Consider the following 22937-nt stretch of genomic DNA (forward strand, 5'->3'; position numbering starts at 1 on the left):
GACCGCATCAGACGCCTCGCCGTCACCGACGTCGGTGCGTTGCTCCGCGGGTTGGGCAAGGCCGACCTCGACGAGCTGGAGCGCGTGCTGATCGAGGCCGATCTCGGCGTTGCGGCCGCGGAGGAGCTGGTGGCCGAGGTCGGCGAGCGGGTGCGCCGCGGCAAGCTCCGGAGCGGCGAGGAGGTCCGCGCGGCGCTCGAGGAGCGGCTGGCGGCCATGCTCGCCGCGCCCTCGGGCGGCGGGCCCGCGCCCGGCGTCGTGGCGCGGGCGGAGCCCGGCCCCACTCTCGTCCTGATGGTCGGCGTGAACGGCACCGGCAAGACGACCGCCGCCGCCAGGCTCGCGCGCCGGTTGCGGGCGGAGGGCCGGCAGCCGCTGCTCGTGGCGGCCGACACCTACCGGGCGGGCGCCGTGCAGCAGCTCGAGCGCTGGGCGGAGGCGCTGGGGCTGCCGTGCGTGAAGGGCGCGAGCGGCGGGGATCCCGCGGCGGTGGTGTTCGACGCCATCGAGGCCGCGCGCGCCCGGGGCCTCGACACCGTGATCGTGGACACCGCCGGCCGGCTGCACACCCAGGACGACCTCATGAAGGAGCTGCAGAAGGTGGCACGGGTGGCCGCTCGCAAGCTGCCCGGCGCGCCGCACGAGACCCTGCTGGTCCTGGACGGCTCGACCGGGCAGAACGCGGTCCAGCAGGGTCGCGCGTTCAAGGCCGCGCTGCCGGTGACCGGGCTGTTCGTCACCAAGCTCGACGGCACGGGCCGGGGCGGCACCGTCGTCGCCCTCGCCCGGGACCTCGGCCTGCCGGTGCGGTTCCTCGGCGTGGGCGAGGGCGCCGAGGACCTCGAGGTGTTCGACGCCGCGACCTACGCGCGCAGGCTGCTCGGTGCCTGAGGCGGCCGCGGGCCGCGCACGGCGACCGCGCCGGCGGCTCGCGCCGGTGGTGCGCCGTGCCTGAGCTCCGCCTCGACGCGCCGGTCCAGTTCCTCAAGGGCGTCGGGGAGCGGCGCGCGGAGCTGCTCGCGCGGCTCGGCATCGCCACCGCCCGGGACCTGCTCCACCACATCCCCTTCCGGTATCTCGACGCCACCCAGATCACGCCCATCGCGCGGGCGCGTGGCGCACGGGTGGGCACGGAGGTCACGGTCGTCGGGCGCGTGGTCTCGACCGGCATCCTCCCGACCCGGCGCGGGCTGCGCGTCTTCCAGGCGGTGCTGCAGGACGCCTCCGGCCTGATCGAGTGCGGGTGGCCCGGCCGGCCGTTTCTCGAGCGGAGCGTCCTCAAGGGACAGCTGCTCCTCGCGACCGGCCCGGTGCGGCACTTCCACGGCCGGCAGCTGCAGCCGCGGGAGTGGGTCGTCCTCGCCGACAGTGACGAGCAGCCCCGCGGCCAGGTGCTGCCCGTCTACCGGGTCACCGACGGGCTCACGGTGCGCCAGCTGCGGTCGCTGGTGGACCGGCACCTGGACGGCCTGCTGGCGAGCGTCGTCGAGGAGCTGCCGGCGGCGTGGCGCACGGCCGCGGGCGTGGTGGCCCTGCCGGACGCGCTCCGGCAGGTGCACCGGCCCGCCGACGTCGCCCAGGCCGAGGCCGGGCGCCGGCGCCTCGCGTTCGAGGAGCTGATGCTGTTCCAGCTGGTGCTGGCGCGGGCCCGGTGGCTGGCGCGGCGCTCGCGTGCCGGCATCCGCTTCGAGGTGCGGCGCGAGTTCACCAGCCAGCTCCGCCGCAACCTCCCCTTCGAGCTCACGGCGGCGCAGAAGCGGTGCATCAAGGAGATCGTGGCGGATCAGACCTCCCCCGTCCGGATGCACCGGCTGCTGCAGGGCGACGTCGGCTCGGGCAAGACCGTGGTGGCGCTGTTCGCGATGCTGGTCGCGGCCGAGAACGGCTTCCAGGCGGCGCTGATGGCGCCGACCGAGCTCCTGGCCGAGCAGCACGCGGCCACTCTCACCCGCCTGCTGGCGCCGCTGGGGATGATCCCGGAGCTGCTGCTCGGCCGGATGACGGCGGGCGAGAAGGCGCAGGTGCGCGAGCGGCTGGAGCAGGGCAGCGCGCGCCTCGTGGTCGGGACCCACGCGCTGATCCAGGGCGAGGTCGCCTTCCACCGGCTGGGCCTCGCCGTGATCGACGAGCAGCACCGCTTCGGCGTGGCGCAGCGCGCCCTGCTCGCGGAGAAGAACGCGCGCGAAGGCCCCGACGTGCTGCTGCTGTCGGCCACGCCCATCCCGCGCACTCTTGCGCTGGCGCTGTACGGCGACCTCGACGTTTCGCGCCTGGACGAGATGCCGCCCGGCCGCAAGCCGATCCGCACCGCGATCCGCGACGACCGCGCGCGCGCCCGGGTGTACGACTTCGTGCGCCGGGAAGTCCGCGCCGGGCACCAGGCCTACATCATCTATCCGGTGATCGACGAGACCGAGAAGCTCGACGTGAAGGCCGCCGCGAAGATGGCGGCGTACCTGGCCGCCGAGATCTTCCCCGACCTCGTGGTGGGCCTGGTGCACGGGCGGTTGCCGGCGGACGACCGCGACGTCGTGATGCGGCGGTTCCGCGCCGGCGAGGTCCAGGTCCTGGTGGCCACGAGCGTGATCGAGGTGGGGATCGACGTGCCCAACGCGACCGTGATGCTGATCGAGCACCCCGACCGCTTCGGCCTCGCGCAGCTCCACCAGCTCCGCGGCCGCATCGGGCGCGGCGCGGCCGCCAGCCACTGCATCCTGATGGTCGAGAACGGGCTGCGGAATCCGGCGTCCACCGCGCGGGCGCGGCTCGAGAAGTTCGCCGCGACCGACGACGGGTTCGCCATCGCCGAGCTGGACCTGGCCGACCGCGGGCACGGCGAGCTGGTGGGCGCGCGGCAGGCCGGGCCCGTGGAGTTCCGGTTCGCCGACTGGTCGCGGGACGGGGACCTGCTCGCCCTGTCGCACCGCCTGGCCCGCGACGTGATCGCGGCCGACCCCACCCTGAGCGCGCGCGGGCTCCGGCCCGTCGTGGCGCAGATCGGTCGGCGCTTCGAGCGCGGCCTGGAGCTGTTCCGGGCGATCCCGGGCTAGGACGGCCGCCCGCGGCGCGCGGCCGTCAGTTGACGGTCAGCGTGTACGCCCCCACCTGCAACGAGTCGGCCGCGCCGATCCACAACAGCAGGATGTCCTCCGACGCGCTGCCGTAGCTCACGCTGGCGTTGGTCAGGGTCGAGTCCAGGGCGGACTGGGCCACCGTCCCGCCGCTCAGGCTGGAAACCTGCACGCCGGGGGTGAACGCCGTCGAGTGCTCCGTCAGCTGCAGCTGCGCCCCGGCCTGGACCCATCTGAGGTACAGGTGGTAGTAGTACTTCGTTCCCAGCGGCCCGTCGGTGTGATCCGCCGTGGTGATCGTCTGCGTCGTGGCGACCGAGGACGAGAGCCACGTGACCGACTGATTGCCGGCGACGGCGGTGCTGTCCCGGGCGACGGTCAGGCGCAGCGGACCCGTGGGCGTCGTGCCGGAGGAGTTGGCGACCACCTCGTAGGACCCGGCCCTGAGGATCAGGCGCACGGTCGTCGTCGTGTCCGGCTGCTGGGTCACGTACGAGTTGGCGATCATCACGCCGGTGGAGTCCGTGAGCCACGTCAGCGTGGCTCCGCCCGGGGAGGACAGCGACAGCACCAGCTTGGCCTGAGAGTCCACGCGGAACTGATAGGCGTTGGCGTAGGTGTTGTCGGTGAGGCGGCACGACCGCGAGGTGAGCGAGTCCTGGAGCGTCACGCCGATGGTGAGCGTGCCCACGACGCCGCACGTGGGGCTCGGCGAGGGGTTGTCGAGCGAGACGCAGGCTCCGACCCCGAGCAGGCCGGCGGCGGCGATCACGCGCGAGGCGCCGCGGAGCGAGTGACGCACGGAAGTCTCCTTGTGTGCGAGGCCATCACGACAGCAACTGCAAGATGGTGGGTTTAGCGCCGTCGGTCACCCCCCCACTCCGGGACCGCGGCCGGCGGGCCGAGGGCGCCCGCGGCCCGACCCCGGCAATTCCAGGAGAGCCGCCATGTCCGAGACCGGATCACCGACCCCTGTCACCGCGATTGCCGAGCGCGGGTACGCCCATCCCGATGTCCTGGTGTCCACGGCGTGGGTGGCCGAGCACCTCAAGGACCCCGCGGTCCGGATCGTCGAGTCCGACGAGGACGTGCTGCTGTACGAGACCGGGCACCTCCCCGGCGCCGTCAAGGTGGACTGGGTGGCCGATCTCAACGACCCGCTGGTCCGCGACTACCTCGACCGGGACCGGTTCGCGAAGCTGCTGCGCGCGCGCGGCATCGACGACGACACCACCATCGTCTTCTACGGCGACAAGAACAACTGGTGGGCGACCTACGCCTTCTGGGTCTTCCGGCTCTTCGGGGTGCGGAACGTGAAGGTGATGGACGGCGGCCGGCAGCGCTGGTCGGACGAGAAGCGGCCGCTGGTGACCGAGGTCGGGCGGCATGCGGAGGGCAGCATCAAGGTGGGCGAGCGCAACGACCGCGCCATCCGAGCGTTCCGCGAGGATGTGCTGGCGCACGTCCAGGCGCATCACAAGCTGGTGGACGTGCGCAGCCCCGAGGAGTTCCGCGGCGAGCGGATGCACATGCCGGACTACCCGAACGAGGGGGCGCTCCGCGGCGGCCACATCCCGGGCGCGAAGAGCATCCCCTGGGGCCGCGCCGTCAACCCGGACACCCACTGCTTCCGCACGGCGGCCGAGCTCCGGACCATCTACCAGCAGGAGAACGGGCTCGAGAAGAACGACGACATCGTGGTCTACTGCCGGATCGGGGAACGCTCCTCCCACTCGTGGTTCGCGCTGAAGTACCTCCTGGGCTACGCCAAGGTGCGCAACTACGACGGGTCGTGGACGGAGTGGGGCAACCTGGTGCGGGCGCCGGTGGAGAAGCCCTGAGAGAAGGCAGCGTTCCGGGGCCGGTGGTCAGAGCGGCTGCGAGACGGCAAGTTGCGAGTGGTTACCAGACGTGAGAGGGGCGGTGGACAGAGAGACCCGGATCGCCTGGCTGGTCGATCACTTCCAGCATCCCCGCCATCGAGGCCCGCTGGCGGACGCCGACGTGCGCATGCCCGGCGGCAACCCCGGGTGCGGGGACCTGGTGACCGCGTACGTGAAGGCTCCCCGCGACCAGGATCGCGTGGCGGCGCTCACCTTCGAGGGCGAGGGGTGCACGCTGAGCCAGGCGGCGGCGTCCATCCTCGCCGAGCGCGTGAACCAGCAGCACCCCACGTTCGACGAGGTGCTGGGCCTGACGTACGAGGAGATGATGGACCTGCTGGGCCGCGACCTCGTCAGCTCGCGGCCGCGCTGCGCGACGCTCGCGCTCGGTACGCTCAAGGCGGCCGTGCGCCGGCTCTCGATGGACCGCCGGCTCAGGGCGGCGGGCAGGACGGACGAGGAGATCCGCGCGCTCCGGGGCGAAGGCGCGGCCACCGCCGGCGGGCCCGAAGCGGACGGCCTGGTCTTCGGCGACGGGGCGGCCGGCGCCGCGGCCGACACCGCGGCCCGCCTCCCGGATCCCCTGCGGCGGGGCTAGCCCGGGCCGCGCCCGGTATATTGCGCCCCCGGTCCGCCGCACCTCACCCCGGGGAACGGAGGCGACGACGCCGATGACCAGTCCGCGCGTGGTGCGCGTGGCGGCCGTGCAGGCCAGCCCGGCCTGGCTCGACCGCGAACGGAGCCTGTCGCGCCTCGGCGAGTGGGCGCGCCGGGCGGCCAAGGACGGCGCCCAGATCATCGCCTTCGGCGAGACCTGGATCCCGGGCTACCCCGCGTGGGTGGACAGCTCGCCCGACGCGGCGCTGTGGGGACATGCCGGGGGCAGGGCGGTGTTCGCGCGGCTGGCCCAGAACGCGGTCGAGGTGCCGGGCCCCGCGTCCGAGGCGATCGGCAGCCTCGCGCGGGAGCTGGGGGTGACGCTGGTCGTCGGCGTGCACGAGCGCGCCGGCCGTACGATCTACAACGCGCTGCTCACGTTCGGCCCCGACGGTGCGCTCGCCAACCACCACAGGAAGCTGATGCCCACCTACGCCGAGCGGCTGGTCTGGGGACTGGGCGATGGCGCCGGCCTCAAGGCCGTCGCGACCGGCGCCGCCAGGGTCGGGGGCCTCGTCTGCTGGGAGCACTGGATGCCGCTCGCGCGGCAGGCGATGCACGACACGGGTGAGGAAGTGCACGTGGCCGCCTGGCCCGGCGTGCAGGAGATGCACCAGATCGCCTCACGTCACTATGCGTTCGAGGGCCGCTGTTTCGTCGTCGCCGTCGGGAGCATCCTCCGGGTGGCGGACTGGCCTCCGGAGCTGCCGCCCGCCGAGAAGTACGCCAGGGACCCGAGCGGCCTCGCCCTCAAGGGCGGAAGCGCGATCATCGCGCCCAACGGCCGGTACCTCGCCGGGCCCGTTTACGACGCCGAGGCGATCGTGGCGGCGGACTGCGACCTGGATGAAATCACCCGCGAAGCGATGACGCTCGACGTCAGCGGCCATTACAGCCGTCCAGACGTGCTGGAGCTCAAGGTGAACGGTGGGAGACAGCACGGATGAAGCGAGCAGCCGGGGGCCAGGAGCTCTGGGACAGGGGTTGAGGGCCGGGTGGGAACTCGGCGGCGGACCCTCTACTATTAATCACTATGAACCCACTCAACATTGTACGGCAGCCTGCTGCCGCGAGCCAGGCCCAGACCATGTACGACGAGCGCTTCGTCGCGCCGATGCGCGAGGAGCTGGTGCGCATCGGGTTCCAGGAGCTGCGGACACCCGAGGAGGTCGACGCTGAGCTGCAGCACCAGCAGGGCACGACCCTGGTGGTGGTGAACTCCATCTGCGGTTGCGCGGCGGGCCGCGCCCGGCCGGGCGTGGCGCTGGCGGTACGGCACGAGCCGCGTCCGCAGCGGCTCACGACCGTGTTCGCAGGCCAGGACCGGCCGGCGACGGACCGCGCCCGGAGCTACTTCGAGGGGCAGCCGCCGTCGTCGCCGCAGATCGCGCTGTTCAAGGACGGCCGGATGGTGTTCATGATGCAGCGGCGGGAGATCGAAGGCAGGGATGCGCCGGAGATTGCGGAACAACTGATCGAGGCGTTTGACGAGTACTGCGGTTGATGCAGCCTGAGAGGTGAGAGGTGAGAAGTGAGACGTTGCGGTGAGAGGTGAGCGGCGAGAGCGTCACCTCGACCTCTCACCTCTCACCTGTTCACCGTATCTCCACCGGCACCCTCACTCCCACCCTCGTCTCGCGTAAGCCCGGCTCCACCAGGAGTCCGTTGAACGGAATATTCGGCGGCTCGCCCGTATGCCTCAGCTCGAGCACGAACAGCACCGCCGCGCCGACGGCCGACACCTGGCCGGCGACCAGCCAGACCCGCGCTGCGCGGTCGTGGCGCACGACCTGCTGGTAGGTCGCCTCCGCCATGGGGTCCGCGTAGCGCCCGTTGGGGGCGAGCGTGCAGGTGATCTGGCCGCAGTAGCGGACCAGCGCGGCGAAAGCATCGTTGCCGGCGTTGTGCGCGTGGATGCCGACGGCCGTCGCGCCGACGGCGAGCGCCGCCGCGGCCCACTTGCCGTACCGGATCGCGGCCGGCGTGACGGGTCGCGCGGCGACGGCCGGCGGCCGCCCCGCCGCGGTGTCCGCCTGCGCCGGGGCGACGCGCGGCACCGCCGCCGCCACCAGGGCGCAGCCCCAGACCAGCGTCGCGCTCCTCACTGGAACGCCACCACCTCTCCCCGCTCCGACGCGGCGACGAAGAACCGCCCGTCCACGACCACCGGCTCGACGAGCGGCGGGTGCACCGTCCCCGTCCAGCGCCGCGCCCCGGCCCGGTCCACCAGGCTGATCCGCCCGCCGACCTCGGCCACGATCGCGCCGCCGGCCACCGGCACCGGTCCCGCGCGCGCCACCACGCCGAGCGCCACCCGGGTGGCGCGCGCCGGCGCGTCGAGCGGGACCCACCACAGGTCGCCGTCGTGCGTGAGGACGACGGCGGTGTCCCGCTGCACGGCCACGGCGCCCACCACCCCGCTCCCGACGTCGAGCGTCCAGCGGGTGGCGAGGGTGGCGGTGTCGCAGGCCTCGAGCGCGCCCGCCGTCGTGCCGAACAGGAGCACGCTGTCCGCCACGGCCGGCGCCGCCAGCACCGCCGCGGACGTCGCGCGGCGCGCGCGCACGGCCCCGGTCGCGCCGTCCACCAGGTAGAGCGAGTCGGCGGCCGTGGCGACGATCACGCCGCCCCCGACGGCCACCGGGGGGGCGCGCACGGCGCCGTGGAGGCGCACGCGCCACTGCAGCCCGCCGCCGCTCGCCGAGAGCGCGGTGAGCCAGCCGTCGGTCGTGCCGGCGTAGACCTGCGCGTCGTGGATGGTGATGGGCGCCGCGACGTCGCCGAGCGACCGCGCCCACACCCGGTTCCCGCTCGCGAGATCCAGCGCCAGCACCTGGCCGGCGGCCGTCTCGGTCGCCAGGTACACGCGGTCGTAGTCTACCAGCGGGCCACTGCCGAGGTTCGCGCCGAAGCGGCGCCGCCACACGATCGCGCCCGTGCGCCGGTCCAGGACCGTGAGCTGCCGGTCCACCTGCGAGAGCAGCACCAGGCCCTCCGTCAGCGCCATCGCGCCCACGACGCCGCGGCCGACGTCGATGCGCCAGGCCGGCGCCGGGTCGGCGGACAGTGTGTCGGCGGTCGCGTTCGCGCGCCGCTCGGAGCCGAGGTACGTCGTCCAGCGGCGCTCCTGCGACGCCGGAGCCAGGCGGTTCACGGGCGCGCACGCGTTGACGGACACCAGCGCCGCGGCTAGAATCACCCGCCACGCCTTATGCCGACCCGCCAGGAAATCTCCGCGCTCCCCGCTTCCATCGGTTCGACGGTCGCCGTTCAGGGATGGGTCCTCACGACGCGCTCGTCCGGCAAGATCGCCTTCGTCGTGATCCGCGACGGCACCGGCTACCTCCAGGGCGTGCTCGCGAAGGCGGACGTGCCCGAGGAAGCCTGGCAGCGCTTCCAGTCCCTGACCCAGGAGACCTGCGTCCGCCTGGTGGGCGAGGTGCGCGCCGACCAGCGCTCGCCGGGCGGGGTCGAGCTGGCCGTCCGCGACCTCGCGATCCTCGGCCCGAGCGTGGACTTCCCGATCACGCCCAAGGAGCACGGGACGCCGTTCCTCCTGGATCACCGGCACCTGTGGCTGCGCAGCCGGCGCCAGGCGGCCGTCATGCGGATCCGTCACGAGACCATCCAGGCGATCCGGGACTTCTTCCACGCGCGCGGCTTCTTCCTGGTCGACACGCCGATCCTGACCGGCAGCATCGGGGAGTCCGGCGGCACGCTCTTCAGTACCGAGTACTTCGACCTCGGCAAAGCGTACCTCGCGCAGACCGGCCAGCTGTACGTCGAGGCCGCCTGCGCAGCCCTCGGCAAGGTGTACTGCTTCGGCCCCACGTTCCGGGCCGAGAAGTCCAAGACGCGCCGCCACCTCACCGAGTTCTGGATGGTCGAGCCCGAGGTCGCGTTCGCGACCTCGGACGACAACATCCGGCTCCAGGAGGAGTTCCTCGCCGCGGTGGTCGCCCGCGTGCTCGACCGCCGCGCCGAGGACCTGAAGGAGCTCGAGCGCGACACGTCCCGGCTCGCCGGCATCGTCGCGCCGTTCCCGCGCCTGTCGTACACCGAGGCCGTGGAGCTGCTCCAAGCGAAGGGCTCCTCCATCACGTGGGGCGCGGACCTGGGGGCCGAGGACGAGACCCTGCTCGTCGCGGACCGGGAACGGCCGTTGTTCGTCTACAACTACCCGCGGGCGGCCAAGGCGTTCTACATGAAGGAGAACCCGGACGACCCGCGCACCGTGCTGTGCGACGACTGCCTCGCGCCCGAAGGCTACGGCGAGATCATCGGCGGCAGCCAGCGCGAGGACGACTACGACCGCCTGCTCGCCCGCATCCGGGAGCAGGGCCTGCCGGAGGACGCGTACGGCTGGTACCTCGACCTCCGCAAGTACGGCACCTTCGTGCACTCCGGCTTCGGCCTCGGCGTCGAGCGCACGGTGGCCTGGATCTGCGGGCTCGAGCACATCCGCGAGGCGATCGCCTTCCCGCGCACGATCTACCGCATCACGCCCTAGCGGTGGCCGGCGGCGCCGCGCCGCTGCGGCCCGCCCGGCGTCACGCCGCCGCCTCGGCCGCCTTCACCTCGTCCCACAGCCGGTCCAGGGCCGCCAGGTCGGCGCGGCCCAGCTCCACGCCGCGCTCGGCGGCCTTGTGCTCCAGCGCGCGGAACCGCCGCGCGAACTTCTCGGTCGCGCCGCGCAACGCGGTCGAGGGATGCACGCCCGCCTTGCGCGCCACGTTCACCGCCGCGAACAGCACGTCGCCGATCTCCGCCTCGGGGTGCTCGCGGGCCTCGCGCACCTCCTCCTCGAGCTTGGCCAGCGGCCCGGCCAGGTCGCTCCAGTCGAAGCCGACCGCCGCGGCCCGCTCCTGGAACCGGAACGCGCGCTCGAGCTCGGGGAGGCCCGGCGGGAGGTGGCCCAGGTGCCCCACCGTCTCGCCGCGCGCGGCGGCCTCGTGGCGCCGCTCCTCGGCCTTGACCCGCTCCCAGTGCGGCTTCGGCTCGCCCGCGAACAGGTGCGGGTGGCGCCGCTTCATCTTCCGCTCCAGCGCCCCGGTCACGTCGGCCAGCGCGAAGCTGCCGCGCTCCTCCGCGATCACCAGCTGGAAGCAGAGATGCAGCAGCAGGTCGCCCAGCTCGGCCGCGATCCGCTCTTCGTCGCCGGCGGCGAGCGCCTCGTCGAGCTCGGCCACCTCCTCCCGGAGGTACGGGCGCAGCGTCTCCCGCGTCTGGGCGCGGTCCCAATCGCACCGGCGGCGCAGGTCGCGCACCAGGTCGAGACACGACCCAAATGCCGAATCGTCTTGCATTTAGCCTCCCGCCCGGGTACGGTACTCAGTTTGTGATGCCAGAGCAAACCACCGCGGCCGACGCCCCCGCCCCCGCCCGCACCTGGGTCGAAGTGGACCTGGGGGCGGTCGTCGCGAACGCCCGCACCATCGCGGCGCGCGCCCGGGGCAGCCGCCTGCTGCCGATCGTGAAGGCGGATGCCTACGGACTCGGCGCCGTTCCGGTCGCGCGCGCGCTCGAGGCCGTGGATCCGTGGGGCTTCGCGGTCGCGACGGCGCACGAGGGCCGCGAGCTGCGCGAGGCGGGGATCACCCGCCCGATCCTGGTGATGGGCCCGCAGTCCCACGCGCTGGACCTGGTGGCGCGCCACGGCCTCACCCCGGCCCTGGGGAGCGTGGAGCAGATTTGTGCGTGGCTCGACCTCGCACCCGGCCGGCCGTTCCACGTGGAGGTGGACACCGGGATGGCGCGCTGGGGCCTGCCATGGCAGGCGTTCGGCGCCGAGGCGGCGCGGTTCCGTGACGCCGCGGGCTTCGAGGGCGTGTTCACGCACTTCCACTCGCCCGCCGAGGCGCCGGCGTCGGTCGCGGAGCAGTGGCGCCGCTTCCAGTCCGCGCTGGCGACGCTCGAGCGGCGGCCGCCGCTGGTGCACGCCGCCAACAGCGCGGCGATCCTGGATTTTCCGGGGACGGCCGCGGACCTCGTGCGCCCCGGCATCTTCCTCTACGGCGGCCGCGCCGGCGCCCACGAGCCGCGGCGGGTGGTCGAGTGGCGGGCCCGGGTGCTGGCCACGCGGTGGCTGGAGCCCGGCGAGACGGTGAGCTACGGCGCGACCTGGCGCGCTCCCGCCGGAGCGCGCACCTGCATCGCCACCATCGCGGCCGGCTACGCCGACGGCGTGCCGCGCGCGTTGTCGAACGCCGGCACGGCCCTGGTGGAAGGCCGGCGCCTGCCGTTCGCGGGCCGGGTGACGATGGACTTCACGATGGTCGCCGCGCCCGAGGCGCCTGCGGCCGGCGCGATCGCCACCCTGATCGGGAGCGACGGCGCCGCGGCCGTCGAGCTGGACGAGTTCGCCGCCGCGGCCGGCACCATCAGCTACGAGATCCTGACCGGACTGGGGCGCCGGGTGACGAGGGTGTACCGGTGAGCCGCTTCTTCCTGATCGTGCTGGACGGGCTGGGCATCGGCGAGGCGGCCGACGCCGCCGCCTACGGCGACGCGGGCAGCGACACGCTGGGCAACGTGGCGCGCCGCGTGGGCGGGCTCAAGGTCCCGGTCCTGGAGAGCCTGGGACTGGGCTGCATCCGCCCGCTGGAGGGTGTGGCCGTGGTCGAGCGTCCCCGCGCCGCCTTCGGCCTGATGCGTCCCACCGCCGCCGGCAAGGACAGCACCACCGGCCACTGGGAGCTGTGCGGCCTGCCCGTGATGCGCCCGTTTCCCACCTACCCGAAGGGCTTCCCGCCCGAGGTGATCGAGGAGTTCGCCCACCGCACCGGCCGGGGCGTGCTCGGGAACAAGACGGCCTCGGGCACGGGGATCATCGACGAGCTGGGCGCGCGCCACCTCGAGACGGGCGACTGGATCGTCTACACCTCGGCCGACTCCGTCTTCCAGGTGGCGGCGCACGAGGCCTTGATTCCGCTGGCCGAGCTGTACCAGGCGTGCCGGGAGGCGCGCGCGATGCTGACCGGGAGGCACGGGGTCTCGCGGGTCATCGCGCGGCCGTTCGTCGGCACCCCGGGCGCGTTCGAGCGCACGGCGAACCGGCGCGATTTCTCCCTCGACCCGATCGGTCCGACCCTGCTGGACCGCCTCGCGGAGCGGGGCATTCCGCGGCACGGGATCGGCAAGGTGGACGACCTGTTCGCGGGGCGGAACATCACCTCGACCCACACCCCGACCAATCCGGACGCCTACCGGCTTATTCGCGAGGCGCTGCAGCGTGTAGATTCCGGGCTGGTGTTCGTGAACGTGATCGAGTTCGACCAGAGCTGGGGGCACCGCAACGACGTCCCGGGCTTCCACCGCGGCCTGCTCGAGCTGGACCGCGAGCTGGCGGGGCTGCTCCCGCTGCTCCGCGACCGGGACGTGCTCGCGCTGACCGCGGACCACGGCAACGACCCGACCTCGGCGTCGACCGACCACGCGCGGGAGAACGTGCCGCTGCTGGTCTGCGGCCCGCACGTGCGGCCGGTGCCGCTCGGCGAGCGCGCCAGCTTCGCGGATCTGGGCCAGACGGCGGCCGAGTACTTCGGCGTCGGGCCGCTCGGGGCGGGAACCTCGTTCCTGCGCGAGATCTTGGGATGATCCGGCGATGGCCGAGGCGCATCGAGCGGGCGGCGCGAGGGACGCACACGGGCCGGCCGGAGCCCCTCGCGGCGCCGTGAGCGACCGGCTCCTGGAGGCGGCGCGGGCGGCGATGGCGCGGGCCTACGCGCCCTACTCGCGGTTCCGCGTCGGCGCGGCGCTCGAGGCGGAGGACGGCACGGTGATCGCGGGCTGCAACGTCGAGAACGCCTCGTTCGGCGGCACGATCTGCGCCGAGCGCACGGCGCTGGTGACGGCGGTCGCCGCGGGCCACCGCCGTTTCCGGCGGCTCGCCATCGCCAGCGAGGCCGCCGAGCCCGTGGCGCCGTGCGGGCTGTGCCGCCAGATGCTGGTGGAGTTCGGCGGGGCGCTGGAGATCGTGTCCGTCGGCGCCCGGGGCGGCCAGGCGACCTGGCGCCTCGACGCGCTGCTCCCCCACGCCTTCACCGGCGAGAGCCTTCCGGAGGGCGCATGAAGATGGGCCGCGTCGTGGGGTCGGTGGTGGCGACCCGCAAGGACCCGTCGCTCGCGGGCACCAAGCTGCTCGTGGTCGAGAACCTGTCGCCCGAGCTCAAGAGCGAGGGCGGCTACGTGGTGGCGGTGGACGCGGTGGGCGCCGGGGCGGGCGAGGTCGTGCTGTACGCCTCGGGCTCGTCGGCACGCCAGACGGGCGTGACCAAGGACCGGCCGGTGGACGCGGTGATCATGGCGATCGTGGACAGCTTCGAGGCGCACGGGAAGAATGTCCGCCTGGCGTAGCGCGGCGGTCGCGGCGGCGCTGGCAGCCGTCGTCGGGTGCTCGGAGAAGCTCAGCACGCCGGGCAAGTGCCCCTCGCTCTGCCCCTCGAGCAACGTGCAGCTCGCGGACACGCTGCTCACCACGGCGGACGTGTCGGACACCAGCGTGCGCGGCTACGTGCTGGTGCGGGAGGCGTCGTACCTGCTGGCCTCGACGCTCGACTCGCTGCGGAGCGTCATCCTGGTCCAGTTCGACAAGCTCGACACCGTCTGGTACCCGGGCAGCGACACGGCCTACTCCGGCATCCAGGACAGCGTGCTCCTGTCGTTCCACATCAACCAGCGCGACACCGCGGTCAAGCAGCTCCGGCTGCTGGTGTACCGCCTGCCGGGGCACCTCGACACGGCCGCGACCTACGCCTCGATCCAGCCGTATTTCGCCGACTCGCAGCTGGTGGACACCATCCCGATTCCGGATACCCTGCAGGCGGGCGATACGCTCAGCGCGAAGATCGCCGACAGCCTGCCGATCCCCGCCGCCGATTCGGGCCTGGTGTCCCTCGGCTTCGCCATCGTGGCGGCGGGGAAGACGGCGTTGACCCTCGGGTCGGGCAACTTGAGCACGGTCGCGCCGTCGCTGACGTACTTCGTGGAGGCGCGCGCTCCGCTGGACAGCCTCCGCCATTCGTTCGCGCTGTCGCCCAACCCGGGGCTGTTCGTGATGTCGCCCGACCCGTCCCAGCCGACGGCCGGCGTGATCACGCTGGGAGGGATCCCCACCGCCCGCGCGCTGGTGCGCCTGTCGCTGCCCAAGGTGGTGCTCGATTCCAACGCGGTCGTCCGGGCCACCCTGCTGCTCACCACCACCGGTCCGGTGGGCGGCTTCGCGGGGGACAGCTTCTACGTGATCGCGGAGCCGATCGTGCGCGACTTCGGGGTCAAGTCCGTGCTGTGGCCGGACTCGGCGGTGAGCGGCCTGGTGAAGGTCGCGCAGGGCCAGACCGGCCCGGTCGGCGTGGACATCGCCCCGATCCTCCGCTTCTGGGGCACCACGGTGGGCGACTCGACGCCGCGGGTCCTGATGCTGCGCGCATACCCCGAGGGCTCGATCATCGGCGAGGCGCGGTTCTTCGGCCGGGCCGGCGGGGCGAACGGCCCGCAGCTGCGGGTCACCTACGTGAAGCCGTACTCCTTCGGGCTGCCGTGAGGCCGCGGCCGCTGAGCCTGGCCGTGGCGACGGCCGCGGCGCTCGCCGGCGCCTCGCGCGCGGCGGCGCAGGACTCCGTGTTCGGCATCCGCGGACTCGGCTTCCTCGATCGCAGCCTCTCGGCCTACAGCGCCGCGATGGGCGGCGCGCTGGCGCCGGTGGACGGCGCGTCGGCCGTCAACCCCGCGTCCCTCGCGGTGTGGCACGGCACCGCCGGCTGGGCGGTCGGCGCGGGCTCGTTCCACAGCTTCGACGGCGGGTCGGGGTCCACGACGCTGAGCGCGACGCGCTTTCCCCTGCTCGGCGTCGCCGGCGCGGTCGGGCCCCGGATCGTGCTGGGCGCGACCGTGTCGGACTACCTCGACCGGAACTGGAGCGTGTCGCGGGCGGGCATCGATACGCTGCGGGGTGCGCCGGTCGCGACCCAGGACGAGACGCGGTCGGTGGGCGGCATCAGCGACCTCCGCCTGGCGATGGCGTACCGCATGCGCGGCGTCGTCCTCGGGGTCGGGCTGCACGTCCTCACCGGCTCCACCCAGACCAGCGTCAGCCGCCAGTTCCCCGTCGACTCGGCCTACCTGCCCTTCACGCAGCAGCAGGTTTCGTCGTACCGGGGAGTGGGCATCTCGTTCGGGGCGCTGGCGAGCCCCGTGCACAGCGTGCTGGCGGGGGTGAGCGTGCGGCTCAACGGCCGCCTGCGGGCCGCCTCCCCGGATTCGGTGATGCACATTGGCATGCCGGTCGAGGTGAACGGGGGCGCGAGCTGGGTGCCGGTCACGGGGCTCCTGGTCGCAGGCACGGTCGGGTACGCGGGCTGGAGCGCGGCGGCGGGCGCGCTGACCGCCGCGGGGAGGGGAGGCTCGCGCGACGTCTGGAGCGGAGGCATCGGGGCCGAGGTGACGTTCCTGCGGTTCGCCGGCAAGCCGCTCGCCCTGCGCGGCGGCGTCCGGTGGCGGCAGCTCCCGTTCCCGGCCGACAGCGCCGGCACCAGGCTCGGCGAGCGCGCCGTCACGGGCGGCCTCGGCTTCGACACCGCCGGCGGCCGCGCCACCGTGGACGTGGGGCTGGACATCGGCAGCCGCACGGCGGGCGACCTGGTGGAGCACTTCACGACGGCGTACGTGGGCCTGACCATCCGCCCGTGAACGTCCTGCTGCACACCTTCGGCTGCAAGGCCAACCAGTACGACACGGAAGTCGTTCGCCAGCGCCTTGAGGACGCGGGCTGTGCGGTGGTGGACGCCCCCGAAGCCGCCGACGCGGCGGTCGTGAACTCGTGCACGGTGACGCACGTCGGCGAGGCCAAGCTGCGCGCGCTGGTGCGCCGGCTGGCACGGCGCAATCCGGCGATCCGGACGGTGGTGATGGGGTGCGCGGCCGCCCTGGACGACGGCCGCATCGCGGCGCTGCCCAACGTGGCCCGGGTGGTCGGCGGGGCCGACGCGGAGGCGGTGGCCCGGGCGCTCGGCGTCGGCGGCGGCGGGGCGCCGGGGCTGCGGCGGTTCGCCGCCGGCTCCCGGGCGTGGCTCAAGATCCAGGACGGCTGCGACGAGCACTGCACCTTCTGCGCGACGGTGCTGGCCCGCGGGCGCGGTCGCTCGCGGGAGCCGGAGGCGCTGGTGCGCGAGGCCGCGGACCTGGCGCGGTCGCACGCGGAGATCGTGCTGACCGGCGTGCACATCGGCACCTACGGGCGGGATCTGGGCGGGCGGTGGACGCTGTCGACGCTGGCGGCGCTGTTGGTCGAGCGGGTGCCCGACGTACGCTACCGGCTCTCGTCGGTCGAGGCCACCGAGGTGGACGCGCCGCTCGTCGAGCTGATGGCGCGTTCGCCGGAGCGCCTCGCGCCGCACCTCCACGCGCCGCTGCAGTCGGGCAGCGACCCGCTGCTGCGGCGGATGGGGCGGCACTGGTACACCGCGGCGACGTACCGCGCCGCGATCGAGCGGCTGGCGGAGCGCGTCGCGCCCCTGGGGCTCGGCGCCGACGTGATCGTCGGCTTTCCGGGCGAGACGGCCGCCGCGCACGACGCGACCCGGCGACTGCTCGAGGCGCTGCCGTTCACCTACCTGCACGTCTTCCCTTATTCGCAGCGCGAGGGCACGGCGGCGGTCCGCCTCGGGCCGCCGGTCGAGCCCGCCGCGGCGCGGGAGCGGGCCGCGGAGCTCCGGGCCCTCGGGGCCGCGCGGGAGGCGGCGCACCGCGCCGGCCGCGCGGGCGCGCACGCCGACCTGGTGCTCGAGTCGCGTCGCGGCGGCGTGTGCGAGGCGGTGACGGAGGACTACCTCACGGCCCTCGTGCCGGCCGACGCGCCCTGGGCGCTGGGGCGCGCGCGGCTCGCGGCGCGGCTGGTGTCGCGCGGGTCCGCGCTGTGGGCGGAGGCGGCGTGAGCGCCGCACCGAGCTTCTTCATCGAGACCTACGGCTGCCAGATGAACGCGGCCGACGCGCAGCTCATGGCCGGCGTGCTGCTGCGGGAGGGGTTCGTGCGCGCCCGGTCGGTGGACGAGGCCGAGGTGGTGATCGTCAACACCTGCGCGGTGCGCGATCACGCGGAGCAGCGGGTGCTGGGCCGGGTGGGCGAGCTCAAGCGCGCCAAGCGCGCGGGCGACGTGCTCGGCGTCGTGGGCTGCATGGCGCAGCGGCTGGGCGAGCGCCTGCTGGAGCGGGCGCCGCACGTGGACTTCGTCGCGGGCCCCGACGCCTACCGGCAGCTGCCGCAGCTGGTGGGCCGCGCCCGCGAGGGCGAGCGCGCGGCCGACACGGCGCTGCGGGCGGCCGAGCACTACGAGGACGTGGTGCCCGACCGCGAGAGCGCGGCCTCGGCCTGGATCACGGTGCAGCGCGGCTGCGATTACCGGTGCACGTTCTGCATAGTTCCGATGACGCGCGGGCCGGAGCGGAGCCGGAGATTGGCCGACGTCGTCCGCGAGGCGGAGCGGCTCGCCGCGCGCGGCGTGTCGGAGGTGACGCTCCTTGGCCAGACGGTCAACTCGTACCACGACGGCGAGCACGACTTCGCCGACCTGCTGCGGGCGGTGGGAGCCGTGCCGGGCGTCCGCCGGCTGCGGTTCACCAGCCCGCATCCCAACGACTTCTCCGGGCGGGTCGTCGCGGCCATGGCGGAGGTGGCGGCCGTGTGCGAGCACGTCCACCTGCCGGCGCAGAGCGGCAGCAGCGCGGTGCTCCGGCGGATGCTGCGCCGGTACACGCGCGAGCAGTACCTCGCCGTGGTCGAGCGGCTGCGCGGCGCGATCCCGGGCCTGGCCCTCACGACCGACCTCATCGTCGGCTTCCCGGGCGAGAGCGAGGCGGATTTCGCGGCGACCCTGGCCCTGGTGGACGAGGTGGGCTTCGACGACGCCTTCACCTTCCGGTTCAGCCCCCGCGCGGGCACGGCGGCCACCCGGCTCGGCGACGAGGTGCCGGACGGCGTCGCCGCCGAGCGGCTGGAGCGGCTCATCGCGGCGGTGCGGCGCACCGCGCGGGCGCGGAACGCCGGCCTGGTGGGCACCACGCACGAGGTCCTGGTGGAGCAGGCGGCGCGGCGCGGCGCGGCTCTGCAGGGGCGCACCCGGCAGCACCGCGTCGCCATCTTCGACGGTCCGGTCGAGTGGATCGGGAGCTATCGGACGGTCCGCTTCACCGGGACCACGGGGGCAACCTTCAGCGCGGTCGCGGTCGAGGCCGTGCTCCACGGGGGCGAGCGATGAAGAACGTCCTGGAGGCGGTGGTGGCGCGCAAGTACGAGGACCTGCTGCCGGACGTCCCGGATGCCTGCGGCTGCCCGCTGTGCCGCGAGGACATTCTCGTGTACGCGCTCAACCGGCTGCCGCCCCGCTACGTGGCGACCCTGACGGGCAAGGTGCTCTCGGAGGTGCAGATGGAGGCCGACCAGGGCAAGGCCGACGTGACGGTGGCGCTGATGGACGCGTTCCGCGTCGTGGGCGATTCGCCTCGGCACGCCCGGAGTCGGCGAACGGCGCGCTGAGCCTCGGCGGCCGGCAGTAGGATGCCGGCCGTCGTGTGGTGTGCCGTGGGCTTCGTGGCCGGCGACCTCGCCGGCCTGTTGTTTTTCCGGCTCGGCTGGGCGCTCGCGCCGCTGGTCGCCGTCGCGGGCATGGCGGCGTGGCGGCGCCGGCCGGCCGCCGCCGCGGCGCTCACGGCGGCGGCGGCCGGGATCGCGTGGGGCACGGCGGCCGCGCTCCACGCCTCCCGCGACTGCCGGGCGCAGTGGCGCGAGGGCGAGCGGGTCGCGCTGGTCGTCGGCCTGTGGGACCTCGCCCCGCCGGGCGGTGCGTCGCGCGTCACGGTGCGGTGGCCGGCGGCGTGCGCGGGCCGGATGACGGTGGCCTGGCCCGCGGGGACCGCCCCGCCCTCGACCGCGGCGGTGGTGGTCGGCACGTGGCACCGGAGCGGCGCGCGCGTGGCCTCCTCCTGGCCGGCGCGCCCGGAGCGGCTGGGCCGGCTGGTGGCGCGCCGGGTGCGGCCCCTCGCGCTGCCGGCCGGCCCGCGCGAGCGCCTGCGGCTCTCGGCCGAGCGCGCCCTGGTCCGGCTGTTCGGTCCGGCCCGCGCCCCGCTCGCCGCCGCGCTCACCGTCGGCACCGGCGACCAGCTCGACACCGAGGTCCACCAGCGGTTCGCCCGCGCCGGCCTCGCCCACGTGCTCGCGATCTCCGGACTCCACGTCGGCATCCTGGCGGCGGCGCTCCTGCTGGTGCTGGGCGCGGCGCGGGTGCGGCACGGGGCGCGGCGGCCGGCCGCGACCGCGCTGGTGGGCGCGTACGTCGTCCTGCTCGGCTGCCCGCCGCCGGCGCTGCGGGCGGTGGGACTCCTGGCGCTGTGGTCCCTGGCGCGCCTCAGGCAACGTCCGGTCGTGCCCTTCACGCCGCTCGCGACCACGGCGCTGGCGGTCGCGGCGCTCGATCCCTGGGCCGTGGTGGAGGCCGGCCCGTGGCTGTCGTTCGCGGGGGCATGGGGTTGCGTGGCGGCGGCGCGGGCGTGGACGGCGCTGCGCCGCGAGCACTCCCTGCCGCGGAACCGCCGGGTTGCGGGCGCGCTCTCCCTGGCCGCGGTCTCGGGCGGGGCGACGCTGGCCACCGCGCCCTTCAGCGTGCTCGGCTTCGGCACCATGGCGCCGGCCGCGCTGGTTTCCAACGTGCTCGCCGTGCCGCTGGTGGGCCTGGTGGTGCCCTCGCTCGCCGTCACGCTGGTCCTGGCCGCGGCGCTGCCGGCCGCGGCGCCGCTGGTGGCCGGCGCCGCCGCGGCGGGCCTCGACGCGATGGACGGAGTGGCCCGCCTGGCGGGCGCGTTGCCCCTGGCATCCGTCCCGTTCGAGCGCCGGCTGCTCGCGGCCGCGCTGCTCGGGGCCCTCGGCCTCGTGGTGCTGCGGCCGGTTCCACGCACCGGCCGCGGGGCGGCGCGGCGGGCCCTCCTCGCGCGCGCGGCGACGGCCGCCGCCCTGGCCTCGTGCGCCGCCGTGTGGTGGCCGCTCGTTCCGCAGGGCGCGTCGGGTTTCAGGCCGGGGTGGCTCGCGCTACATTTTCTCGCGGTCGGCGAGGGCGACGCCGCGGCGATCGTGACGCCCGGCGGCCGCTGGATCGTGGTGGACGGCGGCCCCCGGGTGCTCGGCTTCGACGCGGGCGCCTCGGTCGTGACGCCGTTCCTGCGCCGCAGCGGCGTGGCTCGCCTGGCACTGGCCGTGGCCTCGCACGGCGACGCCGACCACCTCGGCGGAATGCCGACGGTGATCCGGAACTTCCATCCGGAGCTGGTGCTGGAGCCCGGCGAGCCGCGGGCGACGGCGGGATACCGCCGGTTTCTCGCGGCCGCGGCGCAGGCGGGGAGCCGCTGGAGGCCGGCGCGCGCCGGGGACCGCCTCGAGCTGGACGGCGTGCTGCTGCGGGTCTGGCACCCCGACAGCGCGTGGATGGAGCGCCGGCTGCCGGCGAACGAGAACTCGGTGGTGCTGACGGTCGAATACGGCGACTTCCGCGCGGTGTTCCCGGGCGACGCCGGCCTGGCGATGGAGGGAGCGCCGGACGTGGCCGGCCGGATCCCGGCGGCCACGGTGCTCAAGGTGGCGCACCACGGCAGCCGCTCCGCCACCGGCCCCGCCTGGCTGGCGGAAGTGGCGCCGAAAGTGTGCATTATCTCCGTCGGCCCGAACCGGTACGGCGAGCCCGATCCGGGGACCGTGGCCGCGCTGGCGGGGGCGGGCTGCAACGTGTTCCGCACCGACGCCGCGGGCACGGTGACGGTCGAAACGGACGGCAGGGCGGTGCACGCATACGCCGGGCCGCGCGACACGACGTTCACCCTCACGCGGGGGCAGCCGTGAAGTCGCAGCTCGCACGCGTCATCACGATCGAGCGGTTCATCCTGGACCAGGAGGAGCTGCACCCCGAGGCCACGGGGGAGCTGTCCAACCTGCTGTACGACATCGCCCTCGCCGCGAAGATCATCAACAGCCACGTCCGCATGGCCGGCCTCGCCGACATCATCGGCAGCGCGGGGCTGATCAACGTGCAGGGCGAGGTGGTGCAGAAGCTGGACGAGTTCGCCAACGCCACGATGAAGCACGCGCTGCTGAGGACCGGGCGGGTCTGTCTCATCGGCTCGGAGGAGGACGCGGAGCCGATCCCGACGCCGCCCGGCCAGGCGGCGGGCAAGTACGTGGTGCTCTACGATCCGCTCGACGGGTCGTCCAACATCGACGTCAACGTCTCCATCGGCACGATCTTCTCGGTCCACAAGCGGCTCAGCCCGGACGGCGGCCCCGGCGTGCTGAGCGACTGCCTGCAGACGGGCCGGGAGCAGGTGGCTGCGGGGTACGTGCTCTACGGCTCGAGCACCATGATGGTGTACACCACCGGCCAGGGCGTGCACGGGTTCACGTACGACCCGACCATCGGGGAGTTCCTGCTCTCCCACCCGAGCATCACGACGCCGGAGCACGGCAAGTACTACAGCGTCAACGAGAGCTATTTCCCCCGCTGGGACGCGCGGGTGCAGGCGCTGATGAAGTGCTACAAGGGGTTGGACTGCGGCTACGAGCCGAAGACCTCCCGCTACATCGGATCGCTGGTGGCGGACTTCCACCGCAACCTGATCGCGGGGGGCGTGTTCTGCTACCCGGCCGACACCCGCTCGCCCCAGGGCAAGCTGCGCCTGCTGTACGAGTGCTCGCCGCTGGCGATGCTGTGCGAACAGGCGGGGGGCTACGCGAGCGACGGGCGCCGGCGGATCCTCGACATCGAGCCGCTCGAGCTGCACCAGCGCTCGCCGCTGTTCGTCGGCAGCCGCGACGACGTGCGCCTGGCCGAGGACATGCTGCGCGGCGACCGGTGAACGAGCGCCGCACCAGCTCCGGCATCGAGGTCCGGCCGGTGTACGGGCCGGCCGACGCGCCGCCCGATCTCGCCGGCCGGCTCGGCGCGCCCGGCGCGTTCCCGTACGCGCGCGGCATCCACGAGTCGATGTACCGCGGCCGGCTGTGGACGATGCGCCAGTACGCGGGCTTCGGCACGGCCGAAGAGACCAACGCGCGGTTCCGCGAGCTGCTGGCCGCGGGGCAGACCGGGCTCTCGACGGCCTTCGACCTCCCGACCCAGATGGGCTACGACTCGGACCATCCGCTTGCGGCGGGCGAGGTCGGCCGCGTCGGCGTGGCCGTGGACACGGTGGACGATCTGGCGCGCGTGTTCGACGGGATCCCGCTCGACCGCGTGACCACGTCCATGACGATCAACGCGACCGCGCCCGTCCTGCTGGCGATGTACCTGGTG

General features: G+C 74.2%; 23 protein-coding genes. 19 read left to right on the forward strand and 4 right to left on the reverse strand.

The window, feature by feature from the left end; all coding sequences use genetic code 11:
* Positions 1–39 precede the first annotated feature (39 nt).
* Together ftsY and recG are read left to right on the forward strand one after the other, a co-directional pair.
* Positions 40–891, forward strand: coding sequence for a signal recognition particle-docking protein FtsY (gene ftsY / locus VMF70_03130; protein ID HTT67000.1), 852 nt, complete (start codon positions 40–42; stop codon positions 889–891).
* A 56-nt stretch (positions 892–947) separates the two neighbouring features.
* On the forward strand, positions 948–3050 hold the full coding sequence (gene recG, locus VMF70_03135) for an ATP-dependent DNA helicase RecG (GenBank protein HTT67001.1): 2103 nt from the start codon (positions 948–950) through the stop codon (positions 3048–3050).
* 25 nt (positions 3051–3075) lie between these two features.
* Here the strand turns inward: recG and VMF70_03140 are convergent, their stop codons facing one another.
* Positions 3076–3873 (reverse strand): hypothetical protein, encoded by a 798-nt coding sequence (locus VMF70_03140; protein HTT67002.1) that lies wholly within the window; start codon positions 3871–3873, stop codon positions 3076–3078.
* Positions 3874–4018: 145 nt separating this feature from the next.
* Between VMF70_03140 and VMF70_03145 the strand changes: the two genes are divergently transcribed.
* The 4 genes from VMF70_03145 (at position 4019) to VMF70_03160 (ending at position 7115) form a co-directional block, all read left to right on the forward strand.
* Entirely contained in the window at positions 4019–4912 is an 894-nt protein-coding gene (locus tag VMF70_03145; GenBank protein HTT67003.1) for a sulfurtransferase, read from the forward strand.
* Positions 4913–4994: 82 nt separating this feature from the next.
* On the forward strand, positions 4995–5552 hold the full coding sequence (locus VMF70_03150) for an iron-sulfur cluster assembly scaffold protein (protein HTT67004.1): 558 nt from the start codon (positions 4995–4997) through the stop codon (positions 5550–5552).
* Positions 5553–5625: 73 nt separating this feature from the next.
* On the forward strand, positions 5626–6558 hold the full coding sequence (locus tag VMF70_03155; protein ID HTT67005.1) for a carbon-nitrogen hydrolase family protein: 933 nt from the start codon (positions 5626–5628) through the stop codon (positions 6556–6558).
* A gap of 86 nt (positions 6559–6644) precedes the next feature.
* The gene (locus tag VMF70_03160; GenBank protein ID HTT67006.1) at positions 6645–7115 is read left to right on the forward strand and encodes a BrxA/BrxB family bacilliredoxin; all 471 of its coding nucleotides are present in this window, start codon (positions 6645–6647) and stop codon (positions 7113–7115) included.
* A gap of 91 nt (positions 7116–7206) precedes the next feature.
* Here the strand turns inward: VMF70_03160 and VMF70_03165 are convergent, their stop codons facing one another.
* A complete protein-coding gene (locus tag VMF70_03165; GenBank protein HTT67007.1) occupies positions 7207–7716 on the reverse strand; it encodes a hypothetical protein in 510 nt (169 codons plus the stop codon).
* Positions 7713–8810 carry a PQQ-binding-like beta-propeller repeat protein gene (locus VMF70_03170; GenBank protein HTT67008.1) on the reverse strand — a complete coding sequence of 366 codons (1098 nt, stop codon included), beginning with the start codon at positions 8808–8810 and terminating at the stop codon, positions 7713–7715. The genes VMF70_03165 and VMF70_03170 overlap by 4 nt, the downstream gene beginning before the upstream one ends.
* A gap of 12 nt (positions 8811–8822) precedes the next feature.
* Between VMF70_03170 and asnS the strand changes: the two genes are divergently transcribed.
* Complete coding sequence (asnS, locus tag VMF70_03175; protein HTT67009.1) at positions 8823–10121, forward strand: asparagine--tRNA ligase; 1299 nt, start codon at positions 8823–8825, stop codon at positions 10119–10121.
* Between the two features lie 40 nt (positions 10122–10161).
* On the opposite strand, the gene mazG is transcribed toward asnS, so the two are convergent.
* The gene (mazG, locus tag VMF70_03180; protein HTT67010.1) at positions 10162–10917 is read right to left on the reverse strand and encodes a nucleoside triphosphate pyrophosphohydrolase; all 756 of its coding nucleotides are present in this window, start codon (positions 10915–10917) and stop codon (positions 10162–10164) included.
* Positions 10918–10952: 35 nt separating this feature from the next.
* Between mazG and alr the strand changes: the two genes are divergently transcribed.
* From alr to VMF70_03240, 12 genes are all read left to right on the forward strand, one after another.
* Positions 10953–12047: an alanine racemase gene (gene alr, locus VMF70_03185; GenBank protein ID HTT67011.1), complete on the forward strand. Its 1095-nt coding sequence runs from the start codon at positions 10953–10955 to the stop codon at positions 12045–12047.
* Positions 12044–13207 carry a phosphopentomutase gene (locus tag VMF70_03190; GenBank protein HTT67012.1) on the forward strand — a complete coding sequence of 388 codons (1164 nt, stop codon included), beginning with the start codon at positions 12044–12046 and terminating at the stop codon, positions 13205–13207. Before alr ends, VMF70_03190 begins: the two co-directional genes overlap by 4 nt.
* A gap of 76 nt (positions 13208–13283) precedes the next feature.
* A complete protein-coding gene (locus VMF70_03195; GenBank protein HTT67013.1) occupies positions 13284–13682 on the forward strand; it encodes a cytidine deaminase in 399 nt (132 codons plus the stop codon).
* Positions 13679–13966 (forward strand): EutN/CcmL family microcompartment protein, encoded by a 288-nt coding sequence (locus tag VMF70_03200; GenBank protein ID HTT67014.1) that lies wholly within the window; start codon positions 13679–13681, stop codon positions 13964–13966. The genes VMF70_03195 and VMF70_03200 overlap by 4 nt, the downstream gene beginning before the upstream one ends.
* Complete coding sequence (locus VMF70_03205) at positions 13950–15152, forward strand: hypothetical protein (protein ID HTT67015.1); 1203 nt, start codon at positions 13950–13952, stop codon at positions 15150–15152. The genes VMF70_03200 and VMF70_03205 overlap by 17 nt, the downstream gene beginning before the upstream one ends.
* Positions 15149–16297, forward strand: coding sequence for a hypothetical protein (locus VMF70_03210; protein HTT67016.1), 1149 nt, complete (start codon positions 15149–15151; stop codon positions 16295–16297). Before VMF70_03205 ends, VMF70_03210 begins: the two co-directional genes overlap by 4 nt.
* Positions 16294–17541: a MiaB/RimO family radical SAM methylthiotransferase gene (locus tag VMF70_03215; protein HTT67017.1), complete on the forward strand. Its 1248-nt coding sequence runs from the start codon at positions 16294–16296 to the stop codon at positions 17539–17541. Before VMF70_03210 ends, VMF70_03215 begins: the two co-directional genes overlap by 4 nt.
* A complete protein-coding gene (gene miaB / locus VMF70_03220; protein ID HTT67018.1) occupies positions 17538–18863 on the forward strand; it encodes a tRNA (N6-isopentenyl adenosine(37)-C2)-methylthiotransferase MiaB in 1326 nt (441 codons plus the stop codon). Before VMF70_03215 ends, miaB begins: the two co-directional genes overlap by 4 nt.
* Positions 18860–19141, forward strand: coding sequence for a late competence development ComFB family protein (locus VMF70_03225; GenBank protein HTT67019.1), 282 nt, complete (start codon positions 18860–18862; stop codon positions 19139–19141). Before miaB ends, VMF70_03225 begins: the two co-directional genes overlap by 4 nt.
* 21 nt (positions 19142–19162) lie before the next feature.
* Positions 19163–21490: a ComEC/Rec2 family competence protein gene (locus VMF70_03230; protein ID HTT67020.1), complete on the forward strand. Its 2328-nt coding sequence runs from the start codon at positions 19163–19165 to the stop codon at positions 21488–21490.
* The gene (gene fbp, locus VMF70_03235; protein ID HTT67021.1) at positions 21487–22500 is read left to right on the forward strand and encodes a class 1 fructose-bisphosphatase; all 1014 of its coding nucleotides are present in this window, start codon (positions 21487–21489) and stop codon (positions 22498–22500) included. Before VMF70_03230 ends, fbp begins: the two co-directional genes overlap by 4 nt.
* Positions 22497–22937: methylmalonyl-CoA mutase family protein (locus VMF70_03240; GenBank protein ID HTT67022.1), on the forward strand; the 441-nt coding region annotated here is incomplete at its 3' end. The genes fbp and VMF70_03240, both read left to right, overlap by 4 nt.

Source organism: Gemmatimonadales bacterium (genome assembly GCA_035502185.1).
Taxonomy (GTDB): domain Bacteria; phylum Gemmatimonadota; class Gemmatimonadetes; order Gemmatimonadales; family JACORV01; genus Fen-1245.